The sequence below is a fragment of the Candidatus Paracaedibacter symbiosus genome (assembly GCF_000757605.1).
GTDB classification, from domain to species: Bacteria; Pseudomonadota; Alphaproteobacteria; order Paracaedibacterales; family Paracaedibacteraceae; genus Paracaedibacter_A; species Paracaedibacter_A symbiosus.
Map to the genome: position 1 here is coordinate 1 of NZ_JQAK01000038.1, position 937 is coordinate 937.

At 57.5% G+C, this 937-nt stretch carries 2 protein-coding genes; one reads left to right on the top strand and one right to left on the bottom strand.

The genetic code is table 11. From position 1 onward, the window contains the following. Window positions 1–261: hypothetical protein (locus IG80_RS16445; RefSeq protein WP_032114269.1), on the bottom strand; the 261-nt coding region annotated here is incomplete at its 3' end. 463 nt (window positions 262–724) lie between these two features. On the opposite strand from IG80_RS16445, the gene IG80_RS14500 reads away from it, so the two are divergent. After that, the coding region (locus IG80_RS14500) for a phage integrase N-terminal SAM-like domain-containing protein (RefSeq protein ID WP_198027409.1) at window positions 725–937 on the top strand (213 nt) is incomplete at its 3' end.

Here is a 937-nt window from a genome sequence, read left to right on the forward strand (position 1 = left end):
TGTTGTTCCTCGCCTCTCTCTGCGCCATTGAAAAAAGCCCCAAAGAGCTGCTCCGATAGCGTACTGCAGAAGATCTAAGGCCAATCCTGCAACTACAAGTTTCAGAGGAAAAATCAGCGCTTCCGGAACTACAGTGGAGCTAGGGCCGCCCGTACGGAAAATCCAAACTATAGCGATTGCACCGAGCCCAAGCTGGCGAACAATGTCGCTAACCTTGCCAGAGTGGAAGTAGTAATTTTCTCTTGCATCTTTCAGGATCATTTCTTTCGACCTCGCGGCCCGCCGCTATTCGTACCTTTGTTCGGTCGCTGTGTAAGTGCCGATCCCGCAGCGCTCTTCGCGGCTTTTGATGCTGACGAGCTACCCAGAGTCTTTGCTGCAGCCTTACCCGCTTTTACGGATGTCTGCTTTTCAGGAGCTTTACGCTGAGACAAAGCGCTACCGGCCGCGGACTTCGCGGCTTTGCTGCTACTTGGATTGCTAAGGGTCTTAGCGGCCTTGCTTGCGACCCGCTTTGATGTGACTTCTTTCTTGGACATAGCGACTCCTTCTCCCCAAGGGGTCTAACTACCAGTAGACCCCCAGCGGGGGTGTAGCGCCGAGTCTGCGAGCCAGTGGGCGGGTCGTCAATCGAGAAAGTCCTACACCGGACACGGAGTTCGCCGATACGGCCGACCCTGCGACGAGGTCATCCTGCCGGTATACGCGGCATGGAGGCCCCGATATGTCTTATGACAGCGAGCAGGCCGCATTATCTCCGGACGCATCCGCGGGGCGCGAGCCGCGGTTGCTTGAGCAGGTGCGCAGCCGGATGCGGCTCAAGCACTACAGCTTGCGTACGGAGCAGGCGTATCTGTACTGGATCCGCCGGTATATCCGGGCGTACCTGCCACGCCACCCGCGCGAACTTGACGGGGCGGTGGTCGAGCATTTTCTC